19 protein-coding genes and 1 tRNA gene are annotated in these 24,585 nt (G+C 54.7%); 11 read left to right on the forward strand and 9 right to left on the reverse strand.

Annotation, left to right across the window (positions count from 1 at the left end):
- Positions 1-67 precede the first annotated feature (67 nt).
- Together AC6RNO_RS22850 and AC6RNO_RS22855 are read left to right on the forward strand one after the other, a co-directional pair.
- On the forward strand, positions 68-451 hold the full coding sequence (locus tag AC6RNO_RS22850; RefSeq protein WP_497106870.1) for a hypothetical protein: 384 nt from the start codon (positions 68-70) through the stop codon (positions 449-451).
- Between the two features lie 235 nt (positions 452-686).
- The gene (locus tag AC6RNO_RS22855; RefSeq protein ID WP_474682902.1) at positions 687-1,376 is read left to right on the forward strand and encodes an MIP/aquaporin family protein; all 690 of its coding nucleotides are present in this window, start codon (positions 687-689) and stop codon (positions 1,374-1,376) included.
- A gap of 76 nt (positions 1,377-1,452) precedes the next feature.
- On the opposite strand, the gene AC6RNO_RS22860 is transcribed toward AC6RNO_RS22855, so the two are convergent.
- Positions 1,453-3,009, reverse strand: a complete 1,557-nt coding sequence (locus tag AC6RNO_RS22860; RefSeq protein ID WP_497106871.1) for an ATP-binding cassette domain-containing protein — start codon at positions 3,007-3,009, stop codon at positions 1,453-1,455.
- Between the two features lie 151 nt (positions 3,010-3,160).
- Between AC6RNO_RS22860 and AC6RNO_RS22865 the strand changes: the two genes are divergently transcribed.
- Complete coding sequence (locus tag AC6RNO_RS22865) at positions 3,161-3,511, forward strand: VOC family protein (protein ID WP_474682904.1); 351 nt, start codon at positions 3,161-3,163, stop codon at positions 3,509-3,511.
- A 77-nt stretch (positions 3,512-3,588) separates the two neighbouring features.
- Here the strand turns inward: AC6RNO_RS22865 and AC6RNO_RS22870 are convergent, their stop codons facing one another.
- On the reverse strand, positions 3,589-5,235 hold the full coding sequence (locus AC6RNO_RS22870; protein WP_488435689.1) for a PhoX family protein: 1,647 nt from the start codon (positions 5,233-5,235) through the stop codon (positions 3,589-3,591).
- A gap of 247 nt (positions 5,236-5,482) precedes the next feature.
- On the opposite strand from AC6RNO_RS22870, the gene AC6RNO_RS22875 reads away from it, so the two are divergent.
- From AC6RNO_RS22875 to AC6RNO_RS22890, 4 genes are all read left to right on the forward strand, one after another.
- Complete coding sequence (locus tag AC6RNO_RS22875) at positions 5,483-6,493, forward strand: phage tail protein (protein WP_474682908.1); 1,011 nt, start codon at positions 5,483-5,485, stop codon at positions 6,491-6,493.
- A gap of 11 nt (positions 6,494-6,504) precedes the next feature.
- Positions 6,505-7,035, forward strand: coding sequence for a tail fiber protein (locus AC6RNO_RS22880; RefSeq protein WP_497106872.1), 531 nt, complete (start codon positions 6,505-6,507; stop codon positions 7,033-7,035).
- Positions 7,036-7,080: 45 nt separating this feature from the next.
- A complete protein-coding gene (locus tag AC6RNO_RS22885; RefSeq protein ID WP_497106873.1) occupies positions 7,081-13,488 on the forward strand; it encodes a cadherin-like beta sandwich domain-containing protein in 6,408 nt (2,135 codons plus the stop codon).
- A 174-nt stretch (positions 13,489-13,662) separates the two neighbouring features.
- Entirely contained in the window at positions 13,663-15,138 is a 1,476-nt protein-coding gene (locus tag AC6RNO_RS22890) for an amidase family protein (protein ID WP_497106874.1), read from the forward strand.
- A 4-nt stretch (positions 15,139-15,142) separates the two neighbouring features.
- Here the strand turns inward: AC6RNO_RS22890 and AC6RNO_RS22895 are convergent, their stop codons facing one another.
- Both AC6RNO_RS22895 and AC6RNO_RS22900 read right to left on the reverse strand, forming a co-directional pair.
- Positions 15,143-16,342, reverse strand: a complete 1,200-nt coding sequence (locus AC6RNO_RS22895) for an MFS transporter (RefSeq protein WP_497106875.1) — start codon at positions 16,340-16,342, stop codon at positions 15,143-15,145.
- Positions 16,343-16,461: 119 nt separating this feature from the next.
- Entirely contained in the window at positions 16,462-17,325 is an 864-nt protein-coding gene (locus AC6RNO_RS22900; protein ID WP_497106876.1) for an NAD-dependent epimerase/dehydratase family protein, read from the reverse strand.
- Between the two features lie 178 nt (positions 17,326-17,503).
- Here AC6RNO_RS22900 and AC6RNO_RS22905 point away from each other — a divergent pair, with 178 nt between their 5' ends.
- Both AC6RNO_RS22905 and AC6RNO_RS22910 read left to right on the forward strand, forming a co-directional pair.
- Complete coding sequence (locus tag AC6RNO_RS22905) at positions 17,504-18,502, forward strand: helix-turn-helix domain-containing protein (protein ID WP_497106877.1); 999 nt, start codon at positions 17,504-17,506, stop codon at positions 18,500-18,502.
- A 134-nt stretch (positions 18,503-18,636) separates the two neighbouring features.
- Positions 18,637-19,803, forward strand: a complete 1,167-nt coding sequence (locus AC6RNO_RS22910) for an MFS transporter (RefSeq protein ID WP_497106878.1) — start codon at positions 18,637-18,639, stop codon at positions 19,801-19,803.
- On the opposite strand, the gene gluQRS is transcribed toward AC6RNO_RS22910, so the two are convergent.
- Positions 19,800-20,765 (reverse strand): tRNA glutamyl-Q(34) synthetase GluQRS, encoded by a 966-nt coding sequence (gene gluQRS, locus AC6RNO_RS22915; protein ID WP_497106879.1) that lies wholly within the window; start codon positions 20,763-20,765, stop codon positions 19,800-19,802. The genes AC6RNO_RS22910 and gluQRS overlap by 4 nt on opposite strands.
- 86 nt (positions 20,766-20,851) lie before the next feature.
- Positions 20,852-20,928: transfer RNA gene (locus tag AC6RNO_RS22920), tRNA-Asp, on the reverse strand.
- A 135-nt stretch (positions 20,929-21,063) separates the two neighbouring features.
- Between AC6RNO_RS22920 and AC6RNO_RS22925 the strand changes: the two genes are divergently transcribed.
- On the forward strand, positions 21,064-21,207 hold the full coding sequence (locus AC6RNO_RS22925; protein WP_497106880.1) for a hypothetical protein: 144 nt from the start codon (positions 21,064-21,066) through the stop codon (positions 21,205-21,207).
- 55 nt (positions 21,208-21,262) lie between these two features.
- On the opposite strand, the gene AC6RNO_RS22930 is transcribed toward AC6RNO_RS22925, so the two are convergent.
- The 3 genes from AC6RNO_RS22930 to arfA form a co-directional block, all read right to left on the reverse strand.
- Complete coding sequence (locus tag AC6RNO_RS22930) at positions 21,263-21,364, reverse strand: YjcZ family sporulation protein (protein ID WP_474682916.1); 102 nt, start codon at positions 21,362-21,364, stop codon at positions 21,263-21,265.
- A gap of 276 nt (positions 21,365-21,640) precedes the next feature.
- Positions 21,641-21,937 (reverse strand): hypothetical protein, encoded by a 297-nt coding sequence (locus AC6RNO_RS22935; protein ID WP_497106881.1) that lies wholly within the window; start codon positions 21,935-21,937, stop codon positions 21,641-21,643.
- A 78-nt stretch (positions 21,938-22,015) separates the two neighbouring features.
- Positions 22,016-23,521 carry an arabinosylfuranosidase ArfA gene (gene arfA / locus AC6RNO_RS22940; RefSeq protein ID WP_497106882.1) on the reverse strand — a complete coding sequence of 502 codons (1,506 nt, stop codon included), beginning with the start codon at positions 23,519-23,521 and terminating at the stop codon, positions 22,016-22,018.
- Between the two features lie 160 nt (positions 23,522-23,681).
- Between arfA and AC6RNO_RS22945 the strand changes: the two genes are divergently transcribed.
- Positions 23,682-24,584, forward strand: coding sequence for an ArsR/SmtB family transcription factor (locus AC6RNO_RS22945; protein WP_488435679.1), 903 nt, complete (start codon positions 23,682-23,684; stop codon positions 24,582-24,584).
- The last annotated feature ends 1 nt before the right edge of the window (position 24,585 follow it).

A 24,585-nucleotide genomic window follows, 5' to 3' on the forward strand; every position in this document is an offset into this window, starting at 1 on the left:
GGAAGGAGCGCCATGCGCCAGCATCGCAACGCGCGCCCAGCGAGCCGGGCTGCGGGGGGAGGGCGCCATGCGCCGGCAACACAACGCTCGCCCAGCGAGCCGGGCTGCGGGGAGAGGGCGCCATGCGCCGGCAACACAACGCGCGCCCAGCGAGCCGGGCTGCTCAAAAGGCGCAGCCGATCGTGAAGCGGCTCGGCTAGCCGAAAAACCTGCGAAAGTGCAGGCTTTTTCGGCAAAAGTGGTCCGTTTTTGGGAAAAGCCTGCAAATGTGCAGGAATTTTCGGCTCAAACGGGCCTGGGCTCATCTGGACACCGAAAAGCCTGCACATTTGCAGGAATTTTACTTTGCAAGCGCTTTACAGAGCAAAAAGATGTATTTTTGCAGGTTTTTTCGTGCGATCAAGTGGCTGTGATGCTTCTATCGTGTGGGTTTCTCTGCACTGCCAAGTAGCCGTGCTGCCTCTAACGTGTGGGTTTCTTCGCACTGCCAAGTAGCCGTGCTGCCTCTAACGTGTGGGTTTCTTCGTACTGCCAAGTAGCCGTGTTGCTTCTAACGCATGAGTTTCTCCGCTGCCAAGTAGACATGCTGCCTTTAACAATATTTTTGAAAATAACGGTGTGTTCAGTTTTTGTTTATTCGCATAATTTACAATATCGGGAAAACGCATATGAGGCAGGAGGAAGTTATGAGCACATCTTTTAAAAAGTATGCCGCCGAATTCATCGGGACGTTCGTTCTCGTTCTGTTCGGCTGCGGCAGTGCCGCGACGGCGGGGGGACAGCTCGGGTATTTGGGCATCGCTTTTGCATTCGGTTTATCCATTGTTGCGATGGCCTACGCCATCGGCCCGGTTTCAGGCTGCCACATCAACCCGGCGGTTTCCCTGGCTATGCTGATCTGCCGCAAATTATCCGGGAAGGATTTCGTAGGGTACGTCATCTCGCAAGCGGCGGGTGCTATCGCCGGTGCAGGCCTTCTCTACGCGATCATCGCTTCCACGGGCAAAAATGTGACGGGACTCGGTCAGAACGGTTTCGGTTCGGGGTATGGGATCGGCATTTCGGTCGGAATGGCGATCATCGTCGAGATTGTGCTGACGTTCGTGTTTATCTACACGATTCTGGGCGTCACATCGGCGGATATTCATGCCAGCGTGGCGGGTCTGGTCATCGGTCTGACCCTTGCTTTTGTGCATATTCTGGGCATAGGCTTAACGGGAACGTCGGTCAATCCGGCAAGAAGTTTGGGGCCAGCGCTGCTGCTTGGCGGGCAACCGTTGTCGCAGGTATGGGTGTTTCTCACGGCTCCGTTTGTCGGAGCGGTCCTGGCCGCCATTGTGTATCGCGCGCTGAACGTTAGTAAAGCGAAACACTAATTCGATTTGCGGAAAATAGTAAAACGGCTCTGTCTGCATGGCGCAAACAGGGCCGTTTTAACGTTGTTCTGCGATTTTAAAATACTTTCGTCGTCCAGGACTCGCAGTTCCATGTATCCGTAACGACATCCCGATAAAATTCCGGTTCGTGGGAAATGAGCAGGATGCTGCCTTTGTACGCTTTGAGGGCGCGTTTCAGCTCATCCTTGGCATCGACGTCCAGGTGGTTAGTCGGCTCGTCGAGCACGAGCAGGTTCGTGTCGCGGTTGATCAGCTTGCAGAGGCGCACCTTCGCCTTTTCGCCGCCGCTAAGCACGGTAATTTTGCTTTCGATATGCTTGGTCGTGAGTCCGCACTTGGCCAGCGCCCCGCGCACTTCGAACTGCGTAAAAGATGGGAATTCGTTCCATATTTCCTCGATGCACGTATTGTTGTTGGCCTCTTTGGACTCCTGCTCAAAGTAGCCGATATGCAAGTTTTCTCCAAGCTGAACGGAGCCGGACAAAGCCTTGATCTCGCCCAAAATGCTGCGCATCAGCGTCGTTTTCCCGATGCCGTTCGCCCCGACCAGGGCGATCTTCTGGCCGCGCTCCATGCGGAGATCGAGCGGTCTGGATAACGGTTCCTCGTAACCGATGACGAGCTCCTTGGCTTCGAAAATCAGCTTGCCGGACGTTCTCGCCTCTTTGAAATTGAACTGCGGCTTCGGTTTTTCCTTCGCCATCTCGATAACTTCCATTTTGTCCAGCTTCTTTTGTCTGGACATCGCCATGTTCCGCGTCGCAACACTCGCTTTGTTGCGGGCTACGAAATCTTTTAAATCGGCGATTTCCTGCTGTTGGCGTTTATAGGCCGATTCCAGCTGCTGCTTTTTCATTTCGTATACTTGCTGGAAATGCTCGTAATCGCCGACGTAGCGGTTCAGCTCCTGATTTTCCATATGATAAATCAGATTGATGACGCTGTTCAGGAACGGAATGTCATGGGAGATCAGAATGAATGCATTCTCGTACTCCTGCAGGTAGCGTTTCAACCATTCGATATGCTGCTCGTCGAGATAGTTCGTCGGCTCGTCGAGGAGGAGAATATCCGGCTTTTCGAGCAGCAGCTTCGCCAGCAATACTTTCGTCCGCTGTCCGCCGCTCAGGTCGTGAACGTCCTTATCAAGCCCGATATCGGTAAGCCCCAGTCCGCGGGCGGTTTCCTCGATCTTGGCATCGATCATGTAAAAATCCTGATTGGTAAGCGTATCCTGAATCGTTCCGACATCTTCGAGCAATTGCTCCAGTTCTTCCGGCGAGACGTCGCCCATCTTCGCGTACATGTCGTTCATCTCTTGCTCCATATCGAACAAGTACTGGAAAGCTCCCTTCAAGACGTCGCGGATAGTCATGCCCCGGCTGAGCACCGCGTGCTGATCCAGATAGCCGACGCGCATGCGCTTGGACCATTCGATTTTGCCGTCATCGGGCTGAAGCTTGCCCGTAATGATGTTCATGAAGGTCGATTTGCCTTCGCCGTTAGCGCCGATGAGTCCGATGTGCTCGCCCTTGAGCAGGCGAAACGATACATCGTTGAAGATAGCGCGGTCTCCAAAGCCGTGGCTTAGTCGTTCTACGTTAAGTATGCTCATGAATGACACCTTTTCTTTTAAACTATATTCTTGCTTTATTATATACGCTATGCCGCGGACAACTCAATGCGGTAACCTTCAGATAGGCAATTTAAAAAGAAAATGTGATACATTTATAAGGAAAGATCAATAAGAAAAGGATGTGAAGCCGATGAAGCTTAATCACCTGAATCTTACGGTCACTGACGTTGCGGCGGCTCGGGCGTTTTTGGAGAAATATTTCGGTTTAAAAGGTATGGACACCGGCGGGGACGCGCGCGGCAGCGCGTTTGCCGTGCTGTTTGATGACAACGGGATGGTGCTTACCTTGATGAAAGGCGCTCAAGTCAGCTATCCCAAAACGTTTCATATCGGTTTCGGGCAGGAGAATGAAGAGAAGGTGAACGAGATTAACCGGCGACTAACGGCCGATGGATTCGATGTCGCACCGCCGCAAAGGTCGCATGCATGGACATTTTACGTGTTGGCGCCGGGAGGTTTTACCGTCGAGGTTTTTGCTTGAATTCAGTGTTGCCCCGCGAACTATAAGGGCATTTGGGAAACCGAAAGGGCTGCTGTGAAGCAGCCCTTTATTGCCGTTTACAGCGATCGCGTGATAACGACGACGGCGGAGCGGGCTTCTTTTTGTCCCGGGCGGCGCTGCCATCCACTGGTCGGCTTGTCTGTTCCGGCGCCTGCGGCTCCGGGATGGTTAACGGCTACAAACGTAGCCGATTGATTGCCGGCAAAGGAAAGCCCGCTTAAAGCCGCTTCCGTTGGCGCGGATGCGTACTGCTTTGTTTTTTGGGCGGCGCCGGTTGGATGCAGGAGGTAGAGCCCGTTGTTTTTGAATTCCGCCCACGCTCCGGTATTCAGCCGCTCAGGGGCAATATCCGAAGCGACCCAGAGATTGCCGCTGCCGTCGAAAGCCAGGCTGCCGGGAGAGCTAAAGCCGCTCTGGCGCCCGCCGGTGATAAAAGTCTCGGAGGCGAACGCTTCTCCGAAGCCTTCCTTCAAGCGGATGATTTGGCCGTGCAGGTTGCCCCGGATCTCGTTGTGCGTACAGGCGATGAACACGTTGTTATTCGCCGGATGAACGGTTAGAGCGGCCGGCCGGTCGCAGGTAGTGGCTCCTACGATCAGCGCGGCTTCGCTGGCGGATGCCAGGACGTCGCTCTGGGATTGAAACTGCTCGAGCAGCGTTTCCCTGGATTTAAACATGCTTTCCGGAACCTGGTAGGCCAGGCGGCTCAACTGCTTCCGAACGTTATCGATGGAAAGCTCGATCCAGCGGCCTTGAACAAAATCGGCGGCATAGAGCGTACCGTCGCCGAGCAGCCTGGCGTTCGACTTGCCGTCCGCCTCCGACCACTTGCCCGAGCTTACGAACTTGTAGACGAAGCCGTCCGCCGAATCTTCGCCCATGTACACGATAACCCGGTTGTCGCCGCTCAACGTCATAGCTGCGCTGCCATGATGGAACCGGCCCAGCGCCGTATGCTTGACGGCTTTGCTCTGCTCATCGAACGGGTCGATTTCGACGACCCATCCGTAATGGACGGGCGCCAGACCGGCGTCGCGGCTGGTCGCTTCGAATCGATTTTCACACGTAAGCTGGGTGTTCCATAAAGTTTGCCCGCCCCCGCGATTGGCGAACGTGCCCTGAACGAGCGTCGCACCGCCGACGGCTTTGGAACCGCGGGCGGGACCGGACAGTTCGACAGGCGTTAACCCGGTAATGCGGCGGGCTATGGTAGAGTCGGAGACGAGCTTCCAATGGCCGAAGGCATCTTTTTTAATATGCAGCACGGCACCGCCTTGATCGTAAAGCAGCTGTTTCTGCTGCTCCCACGTCACAGCTTTTGCACGGTCCAACATCCATGGATACCGGGCCGATTCGTGATTGACCCATAACAGCGCTTCGGAACTGGAGCCGGGAATCGGAAAAAAAGATGTGCAGCTGCTGTTAAAACCTAGCGTATCGCCCGATTTATTGATCGTATCGCCGTATGCGGCCAGCACGTCATAAGCATATCCGCCGGCCAAAAGCAATTGATCCGCATCGGCTGCGGTATGTAAGGTAGGATTAAACGTCTCAGGCAGCTGCTCATAATCGTTGACGCCGGAATTTGCACTGGCTTTTGTACTTAGGATGCTTAGTCCGGAAAATGCAGCCGCCATCGAAGCGGTTCCTGCTCCTAAATATTTCAAAAAATGTCGGCGAGATAGCGTTTTTTTCGATTCCATTCTACAGTTCCTCCGAACATGGGGTGTTTTTAATATAAAGATAGCACAAAATCTACGAAAATGAATGATTTATCCTAATATATTTGCTAGAATTATATTCATCATATTGCTGCCATAATCGACTAGCTGCGAGATAGAGCCGGGGGATGGACTGATATTCAGGATCATCCTCTATTGGTTTGCTCTGAAGCGGAGATTGATTGCAGCGGCAAGTATGGAAAATGAGCGGCTTTTAGGAGGGGACACGATGGGACAGCCTTTTGTAGGGGAGATTCGCATCTTTGCGGGCAATTTTGAGCCTGCCGGTTGGGCGTTTTGCAACGGGCAAGTGCTGGCGATTAGCGAAAACGAAACATTGTTCAATTTGATAGGTACAACTTTCGGCGGGGATGGCCAGAGCACTTTTGCTTTGCCGGATTTGCAAAGCCGCGTCCCGATTCATCAGGGAAACGGGTTTGTACATGCAGAAACGGGCGGAACGGAAAGCGTTACGTTAACCGTCAGTCAAATTCCCGCCCATACTCACACCTCCGGCGTATCGTCCAAATACGGCAGTACGAACAGTCCCGAAAATACGGTGGTTGCGAGGTCGACTTTAAACCAGTTCACTGATGGGACAGGGACGAAAGCGACCATGATGGGGAATGCTTCCACCGTCGGGCCTTCCGGCGGGAGCCAGCCGCACGCCAATGTGCAGCCTTATCTGGCGGTCAATTATATCATCAGCTTATTCGGCATTTTTCCCACCCCGGACGGCGGAAGCGGAACCGAGCCTTTCTTGAGCGAAGTTCGTTGGGTCGCATTTAACTTCGCTCCCGGCGGATACACTCTTTGCAACGGACAACTGATGGCGATCAATCAAAATCAAGCGTTGTTTTCTTTGCTCGGCACAACGTACGGCGGCGACGGCCGGGTAAATTTCGGTCTTCCGAATTTGCAGAGCAGAGTGCCCATCCATCAAGGGAACGGGCACACTTTGGGGGAGAGGGGCGGAGAGCAGGGTCATACGTTAACCATTAACGAATTGCCGGCGCATACGCATGCAATCACGGCCAGCGGCAGCCCGGCCTCGACCAAGACTGCGCAAAACAATATTTTCGCCGTGACCTCTACGAGCTCGTACGCATTGGTGGCGGATAGCGCGTCGGATACCGCGGCTGCTCCCGCCGGCGGGAGTCAGGCGCATTTGAACATGCAGCCTTATTTGGTTTTGAACGCTATTATTGCTACAACCGGCGTATTTCCAAGTCAAAATTAAGGAGAGACACTATGACTGCTACACCGTTTGTTGGAGAGATTTGCATTTTCCCATTCAATTTTGCGCCTAAAGGCTGGGCATTGTGCGATGGGCAGATTATGCCGATTTCGCAAAATGTGGCGTTGTTCTCCTTGCTGGGGACTACTTATGGCGGAGACGGCAGAACTACGTTTGCCCTTCCGAATTTGCAGGGAATGGCAGCTTTGCATGCCGGACAAGGTCCCGGTCTGAGCCTGTATTCGCTCGGTCAAACAGGCGGAACGGAGTATGTCACGCTGATACCGTCCGAGATGCCGGCGCATTCCCATATGCTGCAATATGGAACCGGCGGAGGTACACAAGAGTCGCCGGCCGGCCAAATCTGGAGGGATACGCCCGGGAGGCGCGCAGGACTTGCGTATACAAGCCCGGGGGCGCCGGTGAGCATGGGGGAGGCGGCCATTTTGCCGGCGGGCGGCGGGCAGCCGCATAACAATATGCAGCCGTATTTGACGCTCAATTTTTGCATTGCTTTGCAGGGCACATTCCCGCCGCGCACATAGTAATGCCAGGTTATTCGACGATGGGGCTGAGAGGAGCATGGGGAAGTGATCTATGAAGAGGAAGGATACGGGCGTTCTTTTTTAAGGCATACATATGTCAAAGTCGCCTTGTTCGGGATTTTGCTTGCGGCAGGCGGGCTGCTGGGGTTTAGCGGTTCGGCGCATGCGGCGGCATTTACGGTAACGACAACAGCGGATACTGTGGACGCCAGTCCGGGGAATTCTGCATGTTTGGACTACGGTGGAAATTGTTCTCTAAGGGCGGCGATCATGGAAGCGAATGCTCTTGGCGGCACAAATCAAATTCAAATTCCGCCAGGTACATATACGCTGACATTGGGCCAACTGCAAATTACGAGCGATATTACGCTTACCGGTACTTCCAATAATCCGTCGGATACGATTATTCAGGCAAGCACAAGCAGCGCTTCGACGGCGTCGAACCGGGTGCTCGAATTTAATCCGACTCTTGACTCGATAGGGTATAACGTGACTATACAAGGCTTGACCATTCGTTACGGCAAAGCTCCCGATGTTGACGGGTACGGAGGCGGCGGAATCGCCGGGGACGTCGGGACCAAGACGCTGACCATCAGTAATTCCGTTATCCAGGACAATATCGCTTCGGCCGGAGGGCACGGTGGCGGTCTGTTCGTTTCGGGCTTGCCGGCGGGCAAGGTGCAGTTGACGGACGTTGTGTTTACAGGCAACACGGCGGGTGAAGTGAGCTCGCCCAGCTATAGTTCCCAGGGCGGCGGCATTTATCTGGAAGGCGACATGAGCGTGAACCTGACCAACGTTACGGTGCAAAATAACGTTGCGTACGGCTCCGGCGGAGGGATTTCGTTCGTATCGGCCACGTCGTCTTTGCGGAACGTCACGATAAGTTCCAGCACGATAACGGGCAACAAAGCGATAAGTTCCGGCGGCTTCGGCGGCCGGGCCGGAGGGCTGTTTTTGGGAACTCCGGCCGTCATTACGAACACGACATTGTCGGGCAATACTGCAGGCGGGGACGGTGGCGGGCTGGTACTCGACTTTTATGCAGGTTCCGTATCGCTGACGGATTCGACGGTAACCGGCAACACCGCGACGCGTGGAGGCGGCATATTTGTCAATGCGAGCCAGGCCCCGGTTGTGACCAATACAACCATTAGCGGAAATACGCCTGGGGACGTCGCTGCCAATCCGGATGGAACGGATCTGCAGATTGCGATCGCTCCGAACGGAGTATTTTCTCAAGGCAAGACCGGGGCCCATTATTCGGTTACCGTATCCAATACGGGAAAAGCCAAAACGAACGGCACGGTTACGGCGACGGTTACGCTGCCGACGGGTCTGACGGCTGCAAGCATTGCCGGAACCGGCTGGACTTGCCAGGTCGGAACGTTGACGTGTACCCGTTCAGATGCGCTGAGCAGCGGAGCAAGCTATCCTGTCATCGATGTGACTGTCAATGTCGCGGCAAATGCGCCGCGTACGGTGACAAGCACTGTGCAAGTATCCGGAGGCGGCAATCTCGACTTCAGCAACGATACAGGCACCCACAATACGACGGTGCAGAGCAGCGACGCAAGCCTGAGCGGACTGACTTTATCGAATGCGTCGTTAAAGGAACCTTTTGCTTCCGGGACGCTTGCCTATACGGCAGATGTTCCTTATGCGGTCGGTTCGGTAAAGGTAACTCCAACTGTGAACGAATCTCATGCGACCGTTAAAGTAAACAATGTTGCGGTAAGCAGCGGTCAAGCCAGTGGAGCCGTGACGCTAAATGTAGGAAGCAACGTCATTACGGTCAACGCAACCGCGGAAGACGGCTCCACGCAAAAGGCGTACACGATAACCGTAACCCGTGCGGCTCAGTCCACTAACGCGAACCTGAACGCGTTGGCAATAAGTGCCGGCACGTTGACGCCGGGCTTTGGCTCGGGGACGCTCGCGTATACGGCGACCGTGGGAAGCGGCGTAACGAGCGTAGACGTGACTCCGACGGTAGCGGATAATACGGCAACGGTTAAGGTGAACGGATCTACGGCAACGTCGGGCAGTGCCTTCAACGTGCCGCTGAACATAGGAAGCAATACGATCGATGTTGAGGTCACGGCAGAGGACGGCACGACGAAAAAGACATACACGCTGACGGTGACCAGAATATCGAACAACGCGAATTTGAGTGGGCTGAGCGTAAGTTCGGGCGCGTTGACGCCGGTTTTTGCATCGGGTACGTTTGCCTATACGGCGGTCGTGAGCAACGGCACTGCAAGTATCAATGTGACGCCTCAGGCGGCGGACAGCAAAGCGACGCTTACGGTGAATGGAAGCGCCGCATTGTCGGGCGATGCGGTGGCAGTGCCGTTGAATGTGGGAATCAATACGATCACGGTTGAGGTTACGGCCGAGGACGGCACGACGAAGCAGACATACACGCTGACGGTGAAGCGCGTATCGAACAATGCGAACTTGAACGCATTGGCGATAAGCGCCGGCACGTTGACGCCGATTTTTGCATCGGGGACGTTTGCGTACACGGCAACTGTTAACAACGATGTGACCGGTATAGACGTGACCTCGACGGTTGCACATAGTGCTGCGACATTAACTGTGAATGGAACGACAGCAGGGTCGGGCAGTGCCGTCAATGTACCGCTGAACGTAGGAATCAATACGATCACAGTGGTTGTCACCGCCGAGGATGGTGTGACGCAACAGACGTACACGCTGACCGTGACGCGAAATAAGTCCAGCAACGCGAAATTAAGCGGTTTGACGCTCAGTGCCGGAACGCTGACGCCGGTTTTTGCATCGGGCACGACAGTTTACACGGCAACCGTCGGCAACGGAACAGCGAGCGTGGATGTGACTGCAACGGTAGCAGACAGTAAAGCGACGGTTACGGTGAACGGAAACGTACCGCAGAGCGGAGTCGTTAATGTGCCGCTGAACGTAGGCGTCAATACGATCACGGTCGTTGTCACGGCCGAGGATGCCACGACGCAGCAGTACGAAGTGAGCGTGACGCGAGTATCGAACAACGCTGATTTGAGCTTGTTGACGTTAAGCGCCGGAACACTATCGCCGGCTTTTGACCCGAGTGTGATAGCGTACACGGCGACTGTGGGAAGCGGCGTAACGAGCATTGAAGTGACACCAACAACTGCGCACAATGAAGCAATGCTAACCGTAAACGGAACGAGAGCAACGTCGGGCAGCGCCCTTAACGTGCCGCTGAACGTGGGAATCAACACGATCAAGTTGGAGGTCACGGCGCAGGACGGAGCGACGAAAAAAACATATACGTTGACGGTGACAAGATTGTCCAATGACGCGAGTTTGAGCGGGTTGACGCTAAGTACGGGCACGCTTGATCCGGTTTTTACATCGGCCACGACGGCGTACACGGCAACAGTTGGCAACAGCGCGGCGAGCGTGGATGTGACCGCGACGGTGGCGGACAACAAGGCGTCGTTCACGGTGAACGGAAACGCACCGGTGACAGGCAATACCGCGACAGTGCCGTTGAACGTAGGAATCAACACGATTAAGGTTGAGGTTACGGCCGAGGACGGAACGAAGCAGACGTATACGTTAAATGTAACGCGCGTATCGAATAACGCGAGCTTGAGATTGCTGACGCTCAGCGCCGGAAAGCTAGCGCCGGATTTTGACCCGGGCGCGATAGCGTACACGGCAACCGTCGGCAACGGCACAACGACTGTGGATGTGACCCCAACGGCAGCGGACAGCACAGCTGTGATAACGGTCAATGGAACAACACCGGTGCCAGGCAGCGCCGTCAATGTACCGTTGAACGTGGGAAGCAACACGATCACGGTTGAGGTCACGGCACAGGACGGAACGACGAAAAAGTCGTACACGTTGACGGTGACAAGATTGTCCAACAACGCGAAATTGAGCGATTTGACGCTCAGCGCCGGAAAGCTGTCGCCGGATTTTGAGTCGGACACGACAGCGTACACGGCGACTGTGGGAAGCGGCGTAACGAGTATAGAGGTGAAACCAACAACTGCGCACAATGCAGCAACGCTAACCGTAAACGGAACGACAGCATCGTCGGGCAGTGCCGTCAGCGTTCCGCTGAACGTAGGCATCAACCCGATCTCGGTGCTTGTCACGGCCGAGGACGGAACGCAGCAGACGTATACGCTGAACGTGACGCGAGTATCGAACAACGCGAGCTTGGGTGCGCTGACGCTCAGCGCCGGAACGCTTGCTCCCGCCTTTGTACCGGGCACGCTCACATATACGGCGGCCGTCGACAACAGCGCAGCGAGCGTGAATGTGACGGCAGCGGCGGCTGACAGCACAGCTACGCTAACCGTCAACGGAACGCCTGCATCGTCGGGCAGCGCCGTTAACGTGCCGCTGAACGTAGGCATCAACCCGATTACGGTAGTTGTCACGGCCCAGGACGGCACGACGAATACGTACTCGATCGCCGTAACGCGCAGCCCTTCTTCGAATAAGAGTGTGAAGCTGCAAATTGCTTTAGGCGGAAATATCGAGGAGATTCAGCCTGCCGGGACCGGTTCTGTTGCGTATACGGCAAGCGTAACGAATGCGGTGTACAGCGCCACAGTTACAGGCGTTGTATACGATCCGACAACGCGTTTGGAAATCAACGATCAACCGTCGAACGGCCAGCCCATTACAATCGCTCTAAATGAAGGGCTGAATTCGATACCAGTTAAAGTGATTTCCCAGGACTTGTCAAAGCAAATTTATTTTTTGAATATTACGCGCTTCGGCAGTGCGGAGCTTACCGGGTTGAGCTTGAGCGGAGTGAGTTTAACGCCGCCATTCAATTTGGAAACTTTGACTTATTCGGGAACCGTTCCTTACGAAGTCAATTCTACAACGGTGACTGCCTCTGTGTATGATCCAAGAGCGACCGTCACCATTAACGGAGCGCCGGCACTTGCAGGCGTTGCCAGCCAGCCGATCAATTTGGCTGTGGGCGGCAACAGCATTCAGATTGTTGTGACTCCGAATTATGGCGGACAGCCGCAGACTTATACCGTGAACGTAACCAGACAGCAGCAGCCGGCCAGTTCCGGATCAGGCTCCGGATCGGGTTCGATTCCTGCCGAAGCTCCTGTGAAAGTCAGCTTGTCTTTTGGGGAAAATGGAGCGACCTTGCAGGTCGAGGTGCAGCGGGAACGTACACCGGATGGCAGGATTATCGACAAGATTGTATTAGCGCCTGATATTGTCAAACAGGCAATCGAAGATGCCACGGCAAGCAAGCAGAAGAAGTTCAAACTCATTATCTCGCAAATTCCTGACGGGCACGACGAGTTTAACGTCAATATTTCCGGGGACACGTTGAAAGCTTTGGACGGAAACGGTTTGTCGCTCAGCATCGAGACGGATGAAGTGCAAATTGCGCTTCCCCAAAATGCGGTTGCAAAGGCGCTGCAATCAAATGAAGATTTAAATGTCCGTTTTGTTCCGATTCGCACGGAAGCCGCTAAGAAGGAAGCCGAGAATCGGGTGCTGACTGCGCAGCTCGTAACGAAAGCGGCGGGAAGCGGGAAAGTCGTTCTTCACGGAACGCCGATGACCGTTGAAGCGAACCTGACCAACCAGGAGGCGAAACTGACCTTCTCGTTACAAGGAATTGAAATCCCGTCGGATCCGAAGAAAAGAAACGAATTATTATCTTCTCTTGGCGTGTATATTGAGCACAGCGACGGACAGAAGGAGCTGCAGCGTGGCGCTATTCAATATGACGCACAAAGGAATCCGGTCGGTATTGAAATTGTCATCACCAAATTCAGTACTTTCAGCATCGTCGAGATTCAGAAAAAAGCCGTCGATACTGTTTCCTATACGAGATGGATTGACGGATATCCGGATGGAACTTTTAAACCGAATCAGTCGATCACCCGCGCGGAAGCGGCTAGCATTCTCGTAAAAGCTGTAACCCTGCCGAAGCAGCCAACCGGCGTGCAGCAATTCCGCGATGTGCCGGACACGCACTGGGCGGCAAAAGCCATCAGCCAGGCGCAAGGCGCAGGCTTGCTTGGCGGCTACCCGGACGGATCGTTCAAGCCCGACGCGCCGATAACGAGAGCGGAGCTCGCCGTGATTATCACGAGGCTGAACAAGCTTGAGGCGGCTGGCGGCGCGCTGTCATTCACGGACACGCAAGGCCACTGGGCCGCCGGCTATATCCAAGCGGCGAAAGCTGCCGGATTGGTCGCCGGTTATGAAGACGGCTCGTTCCGGCCGGATCGGCCATTGACGCGGGCGGAAGCGGTAAAAGCGATAAATACGCTGCTGAAACGCCCGACGCCTGAGCTCGGCACAGCAAACTGGAAGGATGTTGCGAAAAAAGATTGGTTCTGGCTGGACGTAGAATCCGCCTCCGCATCTTTCAGCAATACGCGCTACGAAGATGGCAGCAGCAATGCGATTGTCATTCCAGAATAGAGCGGGAGTATGAAGCTCAAGAGGTTGTCCTTTAGGTCTAAAAAGGCCTGGAGGACAGCCTTTTTTTGTTCGGCTTAACTTTAACTATAACCAAACTCTCCATTCCTGCCCGCGAAACAAGTGTGGTAAGGTTAAGTGGCTAGCATATTTTCCTAAAAATTAGGAGGCTGTCAATTGAGTATAAAGCTGCAGGAATGGATCATAGAAGCAGATATTGCGAGTATGCAGGCGGCGATGGAAGCGGGTTCCGTAACATCGGAAGAGCTCGTACAGGTGTATTTGGAGCGAATTAACCGGTATGATTTGGCGATTAATTCCATTTTGGAAATCAATCCGGATGCTTTGCAAACAGCACGGGCTTTGGACCGGGAACGCAAAGAACAAGGAAGCCGGGGGATGCTGCACGGGATTCCCATTTTATTAAAGGATAATATAGACACGCACGATAATATGCATACGAGCGCCGGCTCGATAGCGCTAGCCGAATCTTTCGCTGTGGCGGACTCGTTCGTCGCCTCAAAGCTCCGCGCGGCAGGCGCCGTTTTTCTCGGGAAAACGAATATGACGGAATGGTCCAATTTCATGTCAAGCGCGATGCCGGCGGGGTACAGCTCGCGGGGCGGGTTTGTGCTGAATCCATATGGCCCGGGGAAAATTTTCGTCAGCGGGTCCAGTTCGGGATCTGCCGCCGCAGTAGCCGCCAATTTGGGAGCAGCAGCGATCGGAACGGAAACGGCGGGGTCCATCGTCGGCCCTGCGAGCCAACATTTTGTCGTAGGAATCAAGCCTACCGTCGGATTAGTGAGCCGAACCGGCATTATCCCTATTTCCGGCAGCCAGGATACTCCGGGGCCGATTGCGAGGATGGTTTCGGATGCGGTTGTGATTTTGGGCACGTTGACTGGAGCCGACGGCAAAGATCACGCAACCTTGGCGGGCGAGAAGGGTTCCTTTTCCGATTATACGCCGTTTTTGGATGCGCACTTTTTGCGCCATGCGAGAATCGGCATTCCGAGGCATTATTATGAGCATTTGGACGAGGAAAGGCTTGCGATTATGGAAGCCGCCATTGCCGTTTTGAAACAAGAAGGCGCTGCGATTGTCGACCCGGTCGTGCTTCACGTCGAACAGCAAAGCTGGAACAACGAAGTCATCATGTACGAATTCAAGAAGGGGCTGAACGAGTACTTATCGCAATTGGCTGATTCCGTGCCGGTTCACTCTTTGAAAGAATTGATTGCATTCAATGAAAAAAACGCGGAGACAGCTCTCCGATACGGGCAAGACACGCTGACCGCGGCGGAAGCGACGGCATTGACGGAGCAAACCTATTTGCAAAAGAAACAAGCGTACATGGAACTGCCTTTGAAACAAGGAATTGATTATGCCATAGATGCATACGGTTTGGACGCTTTGATGCTGCCTGGGGATGTCGACGGCATGTTTATCGCTGCACGGTTGGGGTATCCTTTGATCACCGTTCCGGCAGGCTATTCGGCGAATGGAGTTATTGACCCGGACGGCGATTCCACGAAAGGCCCTTTTGGCGTAGTCTTCTCGGGAAAAGCATTCAGTGAACCTGTGCTGATCAAAATTGCATACGGTTTCGAACAAGCCACGCGCCACCGGTATCCGCCCCGTCTGGGTTAGGCCGTTATCCGGCCAGCGTCCGGTCGGCTTGCTTGGAGCCGATTGCTTTAAGGGTCCAGGCGGCTCCGAGGAGCGACAGGCCTGTGAGCAGGAAGACGAATTGAATGCCGATCCATCCGCCGAGAAAGCCGCCGAGCAGCGGGCCGACCACGATGCCGAACTGGTTCGCCGATTGGCTCAAGCTGACGGCCCTGCCGCGGAAGTCGGGGCCCGAATATTTTACGATCAGCGCATTCATGGACGGATAAACGGCTGCGAACAGCAATCCGTAGCAGAAGCGAAGGATGCCGAAGCCGACAAGCTGATGAACGAAGAGCTGCAGCAGATTGCCGATGCCGCCGCCTATCAGCCCGATGAAGAGCGTCTTGGCGTGGCCGATTTTTTCGCCGATTCTCCCCCAGCGGGGGCCCATAATGACCGTAGCGATGCCGACCGCCGAGAAAACGATGCCCGAGCTGAGCGAAGCGCTGCTGATGCTGCCGCCGATTTGCACCACGTAGATCGTGAGCAGCGGCTCCAAAATCAAAACCGAAGTCGAGACGAGCAAAATAAGCCCATATATCCGCATCAATCTCGCGTTGCCGGCGGCTTGTCTAAGATCGTCGAGCACGCTCGGACGGGCCCCGCTTTGCTTCTCGTGCACCTCTTTTACGCCTGCCAGAACGATGAGCGCGGATACTAGCGTAATAAGCCCGGAAGCGATGAAGCATTCCCGCAGCCCCATCCAATGGCTCAGCACCCCTCCCGCAAGCGGACCGATAATGCTTCCCGCAGCCGTCGACGTCGAGATGACGCCCAGCGCGTAGCCGACATGCTTTTCCGGTGTATTCGTACCGACCAAAGCGACGGAAGCGGGGCTAAAGCCCGCCATAAACCCTTGAAAAATGCGCACAAAAATAAACGTGTAAGGATCGTACACGAAAAAATTGGCAAGATGCGCCAGGCCCAAGCCTATCCCCGAGCGGATAAGCATAGGCTTACTGCCGTATTTATCGGCGAGCGATCCCCAAAAAGGCGCGCACAATCCGCTGATCAAAAAGCTGATCGAAATGGAAACGCCGGACCAAGCTTCCAAGCCGCTCTGAATCCCCAAATCGTTTTGCAAAAAAATAGGGAAAAAGGGCACCGACAATGTATACGCCATGTGGTTGAAAAACATGCCCAGCCATAGCATATAAAGATTGCGTTTCCAGTAAAGCTCCATGCTGCCGCCGCCTTTCGTTTGTTAGCCGCACTGTGCACCCGGTTTATTAATAATTCATATAAATCGCATCAATTAAGTGTGATATAGGCCTAAATTTACCATTCGTTTCTGCCAGTTGTCTAATAGATTTTTTCTATGCTTTGGGCGAAGCCCGTTCTCCATGTCGGATAAAGCGGCTTCCAGCCGTAAATGCTGCGGGCTTTGGCATTCGATGCGCCGCGTTCCCATCCGCTGCCGCTCGGCTCGACAGGGGGACGGGGCGCTCCCAAAGCGTCGGCGTAGACGGGCAGCCAATCCGCTCCTTTGGCAGGCTCATCGTCGACGATATTGACCGCGCCTGACGGCCAATCCAAAGCGAGCAGGGCAGCGGCCGCCGCGTCCTCCACATGGATGAAGGAAGTGATTCCGCCGGTCGCCGGCACTTCCTTGAGCCGTATTTTTTCCGCCATGAATCCGTGGCGGTCATACCACGTGCCTTTGCCGTAAAACGACCCGTACCGCAAAATCACGTGGTCCGGCATTTCGGCAACGGCGCGTTCCAGTGCGGCGACGCCGTCAATCGTTCTTTTCCGCGGCGGCGGCGCTGTAATGTCCAAAGAAATATCTTCCGACGCGGGTGCATCGCCCGGCTCATACGCCCATGCGATGCTTTGCGCGATCATTCGCTTGACGCCTGCCGAAAGGGCCGCATCCACCAGATTCAGCGTGCCTTCCACTCTGATTCTGGAGTTCGCCTCGAAGCTGCCGCCGCTCAAAGATGTGAGCTGATGGATGATGACATCCGGCTGCGCTTCATGTACGGCCGACATCATGCTTTCCCGGTCAAAAGCATCGGCAATGACGGCGCGCGCGCACAACTCTTCAATGATGCTTTTGTTCCGCTCGTTATGCGTCATGCCGATAACCTCATGGCCCGCATGCACCAATTTGGGGAGCAGCAAGCGGCCGATCACACCCGTCGATCCTGCTACGAATATTTTCATGTGACATCTCCTCGTTTCCATTCGTTGTCGTTTAGTTGTCCTTCCATGATAGTAGACTGATTAGCCGAGTTTTTTGTGACAAATGCAGAAATGGATTTGAACTGTACGGAAAAATTAAGTACAATGAGCAAAATGATAACTATTCTCATTTATATATTGGGGAAAGAAGGTAGTTTTTTTGGCTGCGGATCTCCTGATTGCCGATATTCACGATTATTTTGACCGGTTTACGGAGCACGTAAACGGAGATGTTCATAGCAGGGGCTGGGAACAGCAGCTTTCGCTGCCGGATCGTCTCGGCAAAGGGACCGTCACCCGGATGCGGATCCGCTCCGGTATGGAAATCGTCGTTTCCGACCTCACCTTTGAGCAGGATTTGAAGATGCGCGTTCAGGAAGGCTGCCGGATATTCGAGTTGAACTATTGTTTGAGCGGCGAAATTTACTGCGAATGGAACGGCCGTACAAGGCATATCGGTCAACGGACGGGTAACGTATGTTGTTTGGAAGATGTCGGAATTTATATGGAAAAGAAAGCGGGAATCCGCAACCGGACGCTGGAAGTGCGCCTGCGCCCCGACGAGCTGTTCCGCTATGCCGGCGATGCGGCGGATATGTCCCGCATTGGAACGCTGCTGCAGCGTCATCAAGGGAGCATCGACCGCTATCCGAACTCCCCGGCCATTCAAAGATGCGTCATTGACATCATGCAATGCGCCTATCAGGGGCCGATGAAGCGGCTGTATATGGAAAGCAAGGCGATGGAGCTTATCGCGCTATTTTTCCAGCAGGAGGAGCAAGCTTCGGCAAGCCGGAATTTCGTATTGCGGCCTGACGATATTGACAAGCTGAACGCGGCCAGGGAATGCGTTTTAAACAATCTGGAAACGCCGTTATCGATCAAGGAACTGGCTAACCGGGCGGGGATCAACGAATTCAAGCTAAAAAAAGGTTTCCGCACATTGTTCGGTATGACGGTTTTCGAGCTTGTCCGCCGGGAGCGGATGCAAAAGGCGCTTTGGCTGATGGAGACGGAGCGGATGAATGTCGGGGAAACTGCGGTTTCTCTTGGGTACAGCAATATCAGCAATTTTACAACCGCTTTTCGCAAGCAGTACGGCTGCAATCCCGGCGAATATTTGAAAACGATTAACCAACCCCTTTCAACCTATGTTTGAAGGGGGTTTTTCATGGCTCCTTTTGCAGGGAAAAAAACTTCCTCCACAGGTAGCGAAAAAACTGCCGACGAGTGATAATCATTATCAAATAAAAAGCTGTTGACCTGCAGGTTAGACCGAAAAGGAGAATAAGCATGAAAAATCATTTTATCGTCATTTTTGTTACAGTTCTTGCCGCCATGATTTCCATCGCGACCTTTAACCCGATTCTCGGGCCGCTTGCGAGGAGCCTCGGATTGACGGAAATCCAGTCCGGCAGTTTGGTTACGATCACCGGGATCTGCTGGATTGTCGGCAGCTTTGTATGGGCCAGATGGGCGCGGGCCGGCAGAAAACGGATCATGATCTCGGCGTTGGCCGGTTACGCGGTTACGCTTGTCGCGTTTGCCTATATCGCCGATACGGCTTCCGCAAGTGCGGGGCACCTTTACTGGATTTTTTTGGCGCTGCGTGCGGTCGCCGGATTTTTCTTCGGGGCGATTCCGGCTATGGCGCAAGGTTATTTGATGGACTGGACGTCCGCGGAAAACCGGGCGAACGGGATGGCTCTGTTCGGAGCGGCCAACGGGCTCGGATTTGTGCTCGGGCCGGCGATGGGAGCCGCTTTGGCATCCGTTGGCCTCACCGCTCCCATGTACGTCTCGGGCGTGTTATTGGCGGCAGTCATCCTTTTGTTCGGGATTCGGATTCCGGGCCGGCAAACCGTCTCCGTACAGGAGAAAGCGGCCAAGCTGTCCCCATGGGATTACCGCATCCGTTTGTATATCGGCATCGGATTGACTTTGTCCGTCGTGATGGTCATTTTGCAGGTGACGGCAGGCTTTTACATGCAGGACCGGCTTGCCGCTTCCGCCCAAGGGGCGGCCAGAATGATCGGCCTCGCCTTGACGATCGCCGGAGTAATTGTCGTCGCTGTGCAAGTGCTGAACACCCGTTTCCTGAAATGGAAGCCCGGCACGATGTTGAAAATCGGACTGTGCGCCCTGGCGCTTGGCTTCTTTTGGTTTATGGCTGCGCCTTCGTATTATGCGGCTGCTTTTGCGGTTTTCGGCATCGGCATCGGATTCACCTTGCCCGGCTATACTGCCGCGGCATCGCTAGCCGTAAGCGAAAACGAGCAGTCCGGCGTTGCGTCTTTTGCGGCCGCTGTGCAAGGAGTCGGCTCATTCGTCGGCCCTATTGCAGGAACCGTCCTCTATTCATTCCAAACGTATCTTCCGTATGTTTTGTGTATTTGTCTGGTTGCATTGTTTATTCCTTTCGTCGCGGCAAAAACGAAGCGGGTGCATGCAGCAGTTTAATCCGCCCCGAGCAAGCGCCTGAACGGCTCGCTGACGATGAGCGCGCCGTTAGCCGGCCGGACAGGTCCGAAGGCCGGAATCAGCTCCTGAGCCGTTACGGGCTCAGGCCGGTCTAGCCACCCGGCGAGATGGGCCAGCGCGCCCAACAGCCGTCCGGGCGCTGTCCCCGCCTCGCGCAGCGCCGCAAGCGTAAGCGCGCCGTCGCGCTTGGCCAGCCGCCGGCCGCTTGCATCGACCAGCAGCGGAACGTGGGCGAAGTACGGCGCCTTGAGCCCGAGCGCCTCGTAGAGCGCCAGCTGCCTTGGCGTCGAGTCCAGCAGGTCGGCTCCGCGCAGCACGTCGGTGATGCCCATGGCGGCATCGTCGACCGTGACGGCGAGCTGGTAGCTGAACATGCCGTCGGCGCGCTTGACGACGAAGTCGCCCGAGGCTTCGCCCGGGCAGGCTTGCGGGCCGGCCAGCGCGTCATGGAACGGCAGCGCATGCGACGGCATGATGAAGCGGAGGGCCGGCGTTTTTTTCGCTGCCCGGGCCTGCCGCTCCCCGGCCGAGAGCGTGCGGCACGTGCCGGGGTAGCCGGCGCCTTCGGACGCAAGCCCATGGGGCGCGCTGCCGATTTGCGCCAGCTCGCTCCGGCTGCAAAAGCACGGGTACAGCCGCCCGGCCTGCTGCAGCCGGTCCAGCGCCTCTTCGTAAAGCCGCTCGCGGCGGCTTTGCTCGTACGGCGCGCAGGGGCCGCCGACGAGCGGGCCTTCGTCCCAATCGATGCCAAGCCACATCAGATCCAGCTGCAGCTGCTCGGCGTAGGCGCGGCGCGAACGGGCTTTGTCGATGTCTTCGATTCGCAGCACGAACTCGCCGCCGGCCTGGCGTATTTGCAGCCAGGCGGCGAGAGCGGTGAAGGCATTGCCGATGTGAAGCAGTCCGGATGGAGTTGGTGCGAACCGTCCTCGACGGGTCATAATCTCACGCTCCTCGACGAATACAAAAAAGAGCAGAGGCGTCACTCTGCTCGGTGTTTTTCAAGTTTAGGTTGAATGTTAAAATCTGGCGGAGCCGACGGGATTCGAACCCGCGGTCTCCTGCGTGACAGGCAGGCATGTTAGGCCTCTACACCACGGCTCCACACAATAGTTTGTCCAGTCTTGTTAGCGGATACAAAATACATTTTACATGAATATAACCGATCTGCCAAGCACCTTTGCCGAGCTAATTTTTCGCGTGTTTTCGAGTGCGCTGTGATTGGATTGGCGGATGCCGGTGCTGTCACTGATCTGGATGGAACAGCAAGGTTTGTCCGGGGCCGGCGGGGACCTTACGCATTTTGAAGTGTACCCGATGGCGGGCGATCCTTACGATAACAACCTTGAATTCACGATCATGATCCCTGTTGCGGCGGGGTGAAAAGAAGAAAAAGGCTTGCGGGATCGACCCGAAGCCTTTTTTCCCGGTTAGCGAATTACCATGCAAAAGTTACAGAGATGATAACCAAGAGAATAAACAGAACCAGGATTGCAGCCGTACTCGTACTCATACCATAACCTGCACAACTTGCGCCCATAGCGGTCTCCTCCTTATTAAAGCAAAGTTGTAATTACGCCATATTATACGGGTTCATGTACTATATTGTTTGGACGAATGTCCCGTAGACGTCGGAATGGGCGATTATTTTTGTTGCGGTACGGGGTAACGGTACGGCGTTTCAACTCCTACTGCTGCTCCTAATCGGGCATCCGGTCTGCTGGATAGCGGAGGCCGGAAGCGATGCCTTGAGGAATCATCTTGCTCGCCAAAATAAGCCGGCGAAAAGTGAGACTATACACTTGCCCGCTTAGAGCTATTGCATCACTGGCACCCCGCAGAAAACCTGCAAAAATACATCTTTTTGCTGCTGGATGCGCTGGTTTTGAATAATTCCTGCAAATCTGCAGGTTTTTCGGCTAAAGTGCAGGGTTTGGGTCCATTTAACCGGAAATTCCTGCACAATTGCAGGCTTTTCCTCAAAACCAGTCGTTTCGTACGAAAAAACCTGCACTTTTGCAGGCTTTTGCCGGCAGTCGAGCCGTTTTGCCTCCCCGGCGAGCGGTTTCGCCGAGCGGCGCCGCCGCAAGCGCGACCTCGCTCGCGCCGCCAAGCGGCTCCGCCGCAGCCGTGGCCTCGCTCGCTCCGCCGAGCAGCGCCGCTGCGATCGTGCCCCCGCAGCGGGGGCACGTTATTTGATCCGGAGCCGCAGCACGTTCCAGGAAGCTTGGCCGAGTACGGCTTTTACATGGCCGTTCTCGGTTTTGGCGTTGCCTCTGTTGTGCGGGACGACATGGGCAGGGTTCGTTTTGGTGTTGGCCGCTTTAATATCCGTATGCTCCAGCACGATGTGTTCGAGGATGCCGACTTCGCCGAAGCTGCGGACGTCGACGTCAAGCTCGAGCGCTTCGGATAGGTGGCGGTTCACGGCGAAGATCGTCACTTCGCCCTGCTCTTCGTTGTACACGCTGATTGCTTCCAAATACGGAACATCGGTGAAGTCTTTGGAATCGTATTTCGGCGACGAGACGACGGAGTGAAGCACGGTTCCTCTGCCGTACAGCGAAGCGTGAAGATACGGATAGTACGTGGTTTGCAGCCACAGCGGGCCGCCGTTTTCCGTCATAATCGGCGCGATTACGTTGATCAGCTGCGCGATGCACGCCATTTTGACGCGGTCGGCGTGCTTGAGCAGCGTGATAAGGAAGCAGCCGACGGCCAGCGCGTCTTCCAGCGTGTACACGTCTTCGAATTCCGGCGGAGCCACTTGCCAGCGTTCCTCGGCGCGGCTGGAGCCGATGGAATTCCAGACGTTCCATTCGTCCAGGGAAAGCATGAGCTTTTTCTTGCTGCGTTTTTTCGCTTTTACGTAATCGCAAATAGCGGCCACGCTGGAGATGAATTGATCCATATCGAGCGATTTTGCCAGGAAATTGGCGGAATCGTTCTCATTGTTATTGTAGTAAGTATGCAAGGATAAAAAGTCCACTTGATCGTAGGCGAGGTCGAGCACGGTAGCTTCCCATTCGGCGAACGTGCTCATGCCGCTCGATGAGCTGCCGCACGCCACAAGCTCGATGGACGGGTCGACCCAGCGCATCACTTTGGCCGTTTCATTGGCGAGCCGGCCGTATTCTACGGCGGTTTTGGCGCCGATTTGCCAAGGGCCGTCCATTTCATTGCCGAGGCACCATGTTTTGAACTTGTGCGGCTCTTTGTAGCCGTGGGAGATGCGCAGATCGCTCCAGTAAGAGCCGGAGGGATGGTTGCAGTATTCGACAAAATTTCTGGCGGCATCGACGCCGCGCGTGCCGAGATTGACGGCCATCATGACTTCCGAGCCGACCAGCTTGGCCCAGTCCGCGAATTCATTCGTTCCGACTTCGTTCGTTTCCGTCGTCCACCAGGCCAGCTCCAACAGACGCTTCCGCTCTGCCTTCGGGCCGACGCCGTCCTCCCAATTGTAGCCGGATACGAAATTTCCCCCGGGATAGCGGATGATGGGAACGTTCAGGGCACGGATCGCATCCAGCGCATCGCGCCGGAAGCCGTTCTCATCCGCAGCCGGATGGCCGGGCTCATAAATGCCGCCATATACGGCGCGCCCCAAATGCTCGATAAACGATCCGTAAAGCCGGGGATCTACGGCAGAAACGGTGAAATTTTTGTCGATAAGCATCGTCGATTTTATAGGCATTGAATGAATGTCCTCCCATTTTTGAATTAATAAATAAATTAATCCAAAGTTATTGATATTCTATTTCATATTTATCATAATAAAGAAAAGCATTCAATATCATACGGGCAATTGTTCGTTGAATTAACTAAATTGCTTATTGGAGGTGAGATGGGTTATTATGTATTTATCAACGGATGCGGAGTCGCTTCGGGTGTACGAGGCTTTGGCGAGCGAGGTTCGGCTGCAAATTATCGACTTGTTGTATGTAAAAGAGATGCATATCAAGGAGCTGGCGGCCAAGCTGTATCTCAGCAGCGCGATTGTCAGCACGCATGTCAACAAATTACAACAGGCAGGGCTTGTCAGCTGCAAAATGAAAAGGCTTAACGGCGGGACGTACAAATTTTGCTCGCTGTCGACGGAATATTTGCAAATCCGCTTGTCCCGTCCGGCCGTTTCCTCCAGGAAATTCGTTGAAGTTTCCGTGCCTGTCGGGCATTACACGGATTTTGCAGTCTCGCCTACGTGCGGCATCGCAACGACCGCGAACATCATCGGCCACTACGACAATCCAACCTATTTTCTCGATCCCGAACGTGTTCATGCCGGCATTCTATGGTTTGCCAGAGGCTTTGTCGAATACAAAATACCCAACTATTTGTTCAAAGACCAACTCGTACAGGAAATCGAGATTTCGCTGGAAATCGGCTCCGAGGCTCCCATGATCAATGACAATTGGCCATCCGATATTCGTTTTACGATCAATGACCGGCTGCTCGGCGTATGGACGAGTCCCGGCGATTTTGGGCGGATGAGAGGCAGGCTGACACCGGATTGGTGGCAAAGTGACGTCAATCAGTACGGTTTATTGAAAGTGGTTCGCATCAATGCGAACGGCACCTTTATAGACGGCCAGCAAATTTCCGATGTTACGATCAAGGATGTAGAGTGGGAAAACACGCAGTGGACTTTGCGGATTAGCGCCGAGGACGTGGCCCAGGGCCGGGGTGGACTGACTTTATACGGCAAAGGGTTCGGCAATTACGATCAGGACATCGTCGTTCGCAGTTATTATGAGTAAT

The sequence above is a fragment of the Paenibacillus sp. sgz302190 genome (assembly GCF_059820445.1).

What these genes read in the sequence shown, in the direction of transcription:
- AC6RNO_RS22850 (WP_497106870.1), top strand. Translation starts at nt 68, where the DNA reads ATGCGCCGGCAACACAACGCTCGCCCAGCGAGCCGGGCTGCGGGGAGA.
- AC6RNO_RS22855 (WP_474682902.1), top strand. Translation starts at nt 687, where the DNA reads ATGAGCACATCTTTTAAAAAGTATGCCGCCGAATTCATCGGGACGTTC.
- AC6RNO_RS22860 (WP_497106871.1), bottom strand. Translation starts at nt 3,009, where the DNA reads ATGAGCATACTTAACGTAGAACGACTAAGCCACGGCTTTGGAGACCGC.
- AC6RNO_RS22865 (WP_474682904.1), top strand. Translation starts at nt 3,161, where the DNA reads ATGAAGCTTAATCACCTGAATCTTACGGTCACTGACGTTGCGGCGGCT.
- AC6RNO_RS22870 (WP_488435689.1), bottom strand. Translation starts at nt 5,235, where the DNA reads ATGGAATCGAAAAAAACGCTATCTCGCCGACATTTTTTGAAATATTTA.
- AC6RNO_RS22875 (WP_474682908.1), top strand. Translation starts at nt 5,483, where the DNA reads ATGGGACAGCCTTTTGTAGGGGAGATTCGCATCTTTGCGGGCAATTTT.
- AC6RNO_RS22880 (WP_497106872.1), top strand. Translation starts at nt 6,505, where the DNA reads ATGACTGCTACACCGTTTGTTGGAGAGATTTGCATTTTCCCATTCAAT.
- AC6RNO_RS22895 (WP_497106875.1), bottom strand. Translation starts at nt 16,342, where the DNA reads ATGGAGCTTTACTGGAAACGCAATCTTTATATGCTATGGCTGGGCATG.
- AC6RNO_RS22900 (WP_497106876.1), bottom strand. Translation starts at nt 17,325, where the DNA reads ATGAAAATATTCGTAGCAGGATCGACGGGTGTGATCGGCCGCTTGCTG.
- AC6RNO_RS22910 (WP_497106878.1), top strand. Translation starts at nt 18,637, where the DNA reads ATGAAAAATCATTTTATCGTCATTTTTGTTACAGTTCTTGCCGCCATG.
- gluQRS (WP_497106879.1), bottom strand. Translation starts at nt 20,765, where the DNA reads ATGACCCGTCGAGGACGGTTCGCACCAACTCCATCCGGACTGCTTCAC.
- AC6RNO_RS22930 (WP_474682916.1), bottom strand. Translation starts at nt 21,364, where the DNA reads ATGGGCGCAAGTTGTGCAGGTTATGGTATGAGTACGAGTACGGCTGCA.
- arfA (WP_497106882.1), bottom strand. Translation starts at nt 23,521, where the DNA reads ATGCCTATAAAATCGACGATGCTTATCGACAAAAATTTCACCGTTTCT.
- AC6RNO_RS22945 (WP_488435679.1), top strand. Translation starts at nt 23,682, where the DNA reads ATGTATTTATCAACGGATGCGGAGTCGCTTCGGGTGTACGAGGCTTTG.